General features: G+C 50.9%; 3 protein-coding genes and 3 pseudogenes. 5 read left to right on the forward strand and 1 reads right to left on the reverse strand.

Annotation, left to right across the window (positions count from 1 at the left end; genetic code table 11):
- Positions 1-14 precede the first annotated feature (14 nt).
- The 5 genes and pseudogenes from ACZYSM_RS27080 to ACZYSM_RS27100 form a co-directional block, all read left to right on the forward strand.
- A complete protein-coding gene (locus ACZYSM_RS27080) occupies positions 15-1,688 on the forward strand; it encodes a hypothetical protein (protein ID WP_489076415.1) in 1,674 nt (557 codons plus the stop codon).
- Positions 1,689-1,713: 25 nt separating this feature from the next.
- Positions 1,714-2,418 (forward strand): hypothetical protein, encoded by a 705-nt coding sequence (locus ACZYSM_RS27085; RefSeq protein ID WP_489076417.1) that lies wholly within the window; start codon positions 1,714-1,716, stop codon positions 2,416-2,418.
- Positions 2,419-2,977: 559 nt separating this feature from the next.
- Positions 2,978-4,270 carry a Wzz/FepE/Etk N-terminal domain-containing protein gene (locus ACZYSM_RS27090; protein WP_489076419.1) on the forward strand — a complete coding sequence of 431 codons (1,293 nt, stop codon included), beginning with the start codon at positions 2,978-2,980 and terminating at the stop codon, positions 4,268-4,270.
- A 72-nt stretch (positions 4,271-4,342) separates the two neighbouring features.
- Positions 4,343-5,106 (forward strand): annotated as a pseudogene (gene icmH, locus ACZYSM_RS27095) (type IVB secretion system protein IcmH/DotU); the annotation flags it as partial.
- A gap of 27 nt (positions 5,107-5,133) precedes the next feature.
- Positions 5,134-5,778 (forward strand): annotated as a pseudogene (locus ACZYSM_RS27100) (IS30 family transposase); the annotation flags it as partial.
- 254 nt (positions 5,779-6,032) lie between these two features.
- On the opposite strand, the pseudogene ACZYSM_RS27105 reads toward ACZYSM_RS27100, so the two are convergent.
- Positions 6,033-6,137, reverse strand: a pseudogene (locus tag ACZYSM_RS27105) (cation diffusion facilitator family transporter); the annotation flags it as partial.
- Positions 6,138-6,267: the final 130 nt, after the last annotated feature.

Below are 6,267 nucleotides of genomic sequence, written 5' to 3' on the forward strand. Positions count from 1 at the left end.
TCAGGAGGAGACTAATGAGTACGAATCGTTTAGATGCGGGGGCCTCGTTGCTCGTGGTACCTGACACATTTAATAAGGCCTATGAGTTCTACATTTGGCAGGTCGTTACGTTCACTGCAACCCTGGCCGTCCCTGGTGGTTGCGCCGATGGGCAGATCGTGATTTTTGAAAATGTTGGTACCCAGCATCAAACATTTGCTCTTTATGGTTCCCCTTCCAAGGACACCACAAAAAACTCAGAGTATTTGGCATGGCAAGTTGTCGCGCGCAGCCAAGACGCGGACCCCTCAGTTGCTACCGCAACGATTCGCGCGATCTATAATTCTACAACGGTTGCCCACGCTAGCTTTATTGCTAAAGCCATTGTCGCTGGGGTTGAAGTGCCAGCGAGCTATGCCTATACGGTGGTCGCTCCTAGCGTAAGCATCGAGCGAAGTATTTATCCGTATCAGTTGCAGCTCGCATTCGGCGAGTATGACACGCCGCTGAGCTCATGTGGCAACTACTTCGTTTGTCGCGCTTATATCTCTGATCTGATAACAGGTTCGAGCTTGAGAAACATGAACTTTCGTCTGTCTCCTCCGGAGGGGCAATCGTTTGCCGGCGTGAAGTGCTATCCCGCTTTGAACTCAGCGGCTAAGGATGTTCTAAGTGTTGACGAAGATCAAGGTTGGGTGGAAGTGCTTACTGATGCTGACGGCGTTGCAGATGTCTATGTCTGTGCGGCGAAGACATTCGGTAATTATGCAGGCGTCATTTACGGGAAGTGCGGTATTGTTGAGGAGCTAGTTTCAGCGTTCGTCATGCCAGACTTCAATAGTGCGCTTTCCACGTTGGAGGGGCCGCAATTATTGTCTGATTTAGTGCAAGTGCCGCCCGGAGATACAGTTGATAAGATCGACTGTAAAATTCCAGGCTATACGAACAATGCTGGCGGAGATCGGATATTTGTACTGTGTAACCGAAGGGCTCAACGTGTGGGTGACCCAAGCTTAACGCGAACAGGTCCGGGGCCGGTAGACGCATCATTCTCGAAATTCGGGCTGCATAACCTAACATTCGACGATAATCGCTATAACGAGCTGGCTTACATTGTATTGCCGGCCAACGAGCCTGCGAGTTTATCGACCGCACTACGCTTTTATTCGACTGGTGATCCTGGCACACCTGCGCGTCGTTTGTATGACGGGATCGAAAAAGCGCCAACCATCGTCGAGGCGTTAGGGCATGGTGTAGTCATTAACACTAAAACTATCGGCAACGGTCTGACCATTCGGGTTCCAATTGTCGATAATAATCCAGATGATTCATGGCATGGCGTTCGGTACGTGGTGAATGTGATGTTAGAAGTGTCAGGTTGGATGGCCAGTACTGACCCCATGGCAACGCTGATTATAAACCCTCTGGGTCGAGAAGTTAGCAAGCCGGATATTGCTCGCGGTTATGTAGATATCTGGTTTCCGAGCATCGAACTCTGGGGTTTCGGCCAATCTGCAGAAGGTTTGATGGGGCGATGCAATGTGCAGTACATAATCAGCCCGTTTACTTCATTTCCGTCTTCACTAGAGGAGGTTTTTCAGCGTCAGAATGATTCATCCGACTGGCAATATTCGAAAATTTTGCATTGTCACATCGATACCTTGCCGCCGAGCGGCGTGGGTGCGTATTTTGACTTGGCTGGCGCCTAATATCACGCGAATAGAGATTAAAAACATGGCCAACATGGAACAGCTCGCACCGCCGTACTTGTATCAAGTACTCGATCAAAATCCGTCAGCGGGGCCGTTGATACTGGACAAAGCGACGCTCGCACCGCAGGTTCCCATTGTGGTTTCAGCCGTGAGCGACACGACCCAGGTGGATGATACGATTACGCTGTTCTTCAACGGGGAAAGTCTTGGCGAATCGCTGACGGTCAAGGACCCGAACGAATTGGTCTACGACTTGTTGATTGAGCCGGATAACTGGCCAGAGACAACTGCTGAAGTGTATGTGACAGTTACCCGAAGCTTAATCGAGGTGGCCAAGTCAAAATCAGTGAGTCTTCAGGTGATGAGCACCCCCCGGGCGGGAGATGTGCAACGGCATGAGGGCTTCCTGTTAGGCTCTTATGGCCCGGGCGTTGTCGATAGTTGGCTGGTGAGCGGCGACTATTCGATTGCTTCTATGGATCAAGTACCCATTTCGATATTGACCACGGGAGAAAATAGCGAGGGTGCCGTAATCGATCTTGAGCGCATGACATCAGCAGCGGGCTCATCGGTTTTTTCCCCTGTGTATCAGTGGCGGTATGTGAGCGGAGCATGGCATGGTAACTCCGTCCCGAACGGCTCTAATGCACTGCAACTTACCCGTGGGGATCATTTGGTAATATCTTTCAAGAAGGCCCAAACTCTGGCACTTGAATTTACTATTTGAGCGAACTATTAGAGTTCTCCATCATCAATAAAATCATATGATTAGTCTGATACGTGCGTGTTGGCTTTTTAGGGTTGCCGTTGCAACTCTATTCTGTGTCAGTTCTGTAGTGTCGGAAGCAGTAGAGCTAGGCCCTTATCACGCGCTCTCAGGTTTGCATTCACGCGTAGCATTACTCAAGCACGCTGAACTTGCGCGGTCGTTGCCAAACGTGACTTACAAAGAGCATCTGGAAGAGACCGTTGTGACGTTACGCGGTGACCCTTACCCACATAAACAGGTGTTTACCAGGTTGTTGCACGAGCGGCGCAACATGGGGCTGGCCCGGTGTCGTTCCAGGTTCGAGGTTCATCTATGCCGACCGACTACTCGTTCGAAGACCCAGTGATGTTCTGATGCGGTATTTATTGTTCTAGTCAGCTCTGCTACGTCGTTCGTAGCTCGCGCTCCTTTTTTAGCCGTATATCGTTCATGTTCGGGGTACGCCCTGTACTTTTGTATCACTTGTTCAAATAGGAAATGTTTTCTGATATTGAACGACAGCGCGTCAGGTGTATTAATGTCGAATAATCCTACCCAAGTCCCCTCTTATGTGATCTCTGATGAGATTGATCTGTTTGAATTATTCCATCTGGTCATTCAGCAGAAGAAAAAGCTGATCGGCTGTATGGTTCTGGCGATGCTCGCCGGCATTGTTTATATAATTTTTACCCCAAATGAATATAAGGTTGTCAGCATACTGCGGCCGGCCAGTATCAGCGAACTGGACGCCTTGAACCATTCTGGAGTCTACCCGTTATCCGCGGATGAGGCCCTGAGAAAGGTGGGCGCACGGTTGGACTCCTATGACACACGCTTCGACTTTTTTAAGGCCAACGAACCTCTGTTCAAGGCGCTTCAGCGACCGGGGCGGAGTCTTGTGCAGGCGTTTGAAGTATTCAACAAAGACTTTATCAGCTTGACGGTGCCTGACCCGAAAAAAAACGGTTTCAGCAATGATATTCACCTGGAAATGCAATACCCCGAGGGGGTCGATGGAGCGGCAATTCTAAATGCTTTTGTTGACTACGCCATTGGCGCAGAACACAACCAGGTCGACGTTGACCTCAAGGTCATCATCAATAATCGCCTCAGTGGGCTCAAGACGAATATTGACGCTGCTCGCCTCAATTACGAGATCCAAAAAAAGCAACAAATTGCCACCTTGCTTGAAGGCGATCAGGTCAAGCGTGCGCAGTTGGAGGATGAACTTAGCGGCCTGCGCTTGCAGATGAAGATGGAGCGCAACAACAGATTGCAACAACTGGCCGAGGCCATCGTCATCGCCAAGAAGATGGGCATTAAAAAAACCACCTCGCCATTCTCCATGGCGGATTCACTCCATAACGATTCAAACCAGATCATACGCACTGAAATCAACAACCAATCGAGTCCGTTGTACTTCTTGGGCACCGATGCACTTGAGGCTGAACGCGCGACCCTGGAGCAACGCACCAACGACGACTTTACCAACGATCGTGTCGCCAAAATCAGCAAAGAGTTGCAGATGCTGAACGTTAATCGGGAGGTTGAGACCCTGAGGAAGCGTATGGACGATGAGAATTTCGTGCCTGATATTGACTCGTTCCGCGCTGAAGAGGTGCGCATAGGCAGTCTCAATATAGACGTGGGTCATTTGAATCTGGTGACAATCGATCGTCGTGCGCAGGAACCGTTTGGCCCAGTCAAACCGAAGAAGTTACTGATCATCGCTTTCAGTCTGCTGCTCGGGTTGATCTTGGGTGTACTGGTTGTGCTGGTTCAACATGCGATCCTGACACGCCGCATGGTTGGAGTTGACCTGCCCGCGTAGGCAGGCCGCAATGCTCTTGCTTGCTTCGTTTGAACTGAAGTTCTGGACTTTTAGGACCCGACCAACATGATCCAGGACCTGGATGAGCGCATGATCTACGCCGCGCGTTTACGCCCACCCGAAGCGTTTAACATGAGCGTCAATTTGCTCGTGGCTGCGGCCTCTGAACTGTTGTCGGAAATGGTTCGGCTCAATCGAAGCGATGCTCGTGAAGATGTATATGCGCTTAACCAGCGATTGGTCGCCGGAGTGAAATTGTTTGAAGCTCGTGCCTTGCACAGCGGCGCCGAAATCCGCCAGGTGATGGCTGCCCGTTACGTACTCTGCACAGTGATTGACGAAGCGGTTGTCGCTAAACCCTGGGGCAAAGCAAGCGGGTGGTCACACATGAGCTTGCTTAGGCACTTTCACAGCGATGCCTTTGGCGGTGAGAAGTTCTTCCAGCTGGTGGATCGTTTGTCAAAAAAACCGCTCAATCACTTGCCGGTTCTGGAATTGATGTACCTGTGTTTGGGCTTGGGCTTTAAGGGCAAGTTCCGATCAGGCGCTCGTGGCATGGAGCTCGAAGAGATCCTCGATTCCATGTATCAGCAGATTCGTCAATTGCGCGGTGACGCTTCACGTGGATGTTTGACTCACCGCGAGGACTTAAGCTGCCCGCGTTCCAGTCTGGTGCGTATCGTGCCGATGGGGCTGATCATGTTATTTGCCTTCATTTATCTGGTGGTCATGCTCTCGGGTTTCTCCTGGGTACTGAATGAGCACTGCGACAGCGTTCTGCAACCTTATCAATCCCTGAGCCTGCCACTGTCGAAGCTGTCAGTAGGGATGCGTGATAAAGCGTTTTTGAAGAAAGATAGTGCTATCCGCGAGGAGAGCTAAAGCGTCAGCTCATTAGCTACTTGCGCCAAGGTAAGGGCAAGCGTCGCCCGCGAACCCCGAGCGCCATACGTCGAGAGCGCTATCCTGCTGAGCTCAGCATCCACTTGCGTCCACCGGAGGTCGCTGATCGCCTTGTTCCAGGGCATTGGGAAAGCGACCTGATCATCGGGGCCAACAATCGCTCTGCTGTCGCTACGATGGTTGAGCGCACCAGCCGTTACGTGATCCTGGCAAAACTCGACGCACCGACCGCGGATGCCGCCGCTCAAGCTATTACCCGAGAGATGTCGCGGATGGCGCCATCGCTGCTGAAAACTATGACACACGACCAAGGCAGTGAAATGGCCCGTCACGCCGAAATCACGGCACACACTGGCATGAAAATTTACTTTGCAGACCCGCACAGTCCATGGCAGCGCGGCAGCAATGAAAACACCAATGGCTTGCTGCGCCAGTATCTGCCCAAAGGCACGGATCTCTCCTTGGTCACCCAGGAGCGACTGGACGAAATTGCCGACATGCTGAACACTCGACCACGCCAGACACTGGGTTGGAAATTTCCGGTCGAAGTACTGGTTGATTACCTTCAGCTATTAGCGAACAACAAGTTCGAAACCATCAACTGACTGTTGCACTTGGAACCTGAGACCGCCTTCTGTTTTCTCACCCGGCCGAGGCGAGCGCAATCAATAAAACTCGATCAGTGGAGTAATTAAGAATGAATAATACAGTCAAGTATGGCGATGCTATTGCACTGCAAAATAACTTATAATAGCTGGGGTGGCGGTTTTTTAGCCACATCTAATCCTGATGCTACACCTAATTCGAAATTTAATACTGTCACGGTAGACTATCCATCGCTGCGCGGTGAAAAAGTATTAGAGAGCATCGCGTCCACCAACCAACTGATGTTATCGAACTTGATTAGCGAGGACTTCAACGTACGATTACGATAACGGACGTAGAAGAAATAGCCAAAACAGACCGCGCTAAGGAGACGCTGCAAAAATAGCCAACCGTCCCCACCCTTGGCACACTGAGTACCTTCAACCAACCACCCTCTCCGTGAGCGTTACGCGCGTGCAGAAGACCTTCTCCGAACTCGAATACACCGG

The organism is Pseudomonas sp. F220 (genome assembly GCF_057813935.1).

Bases quoted from the DNA above. Each gene is read 5' to 3' on its own strand.
- ACZYSM_RS27085 (WP_489076417.1), top strand. From the start codon at position 1,714: ATGGCCAACATGGAACAGCTCGCACCGCCGTACTTGTATCAAGTACTC.
- ACZYSM_RS27090 (WP_489076419.1), top strand. From the start codon at position 2,978: ATGTCGAATAATCCTACCCAAGTCCCCTCTTATGTGATCTCTGATGAG.
- ACZYSM_RS27080 (WP_489076415.1), top strand. From the start codon at position 15: ATGAGTACGAATCGTTTAGATGCGGGGGCCTCGTTGCTCGTGGTACCT.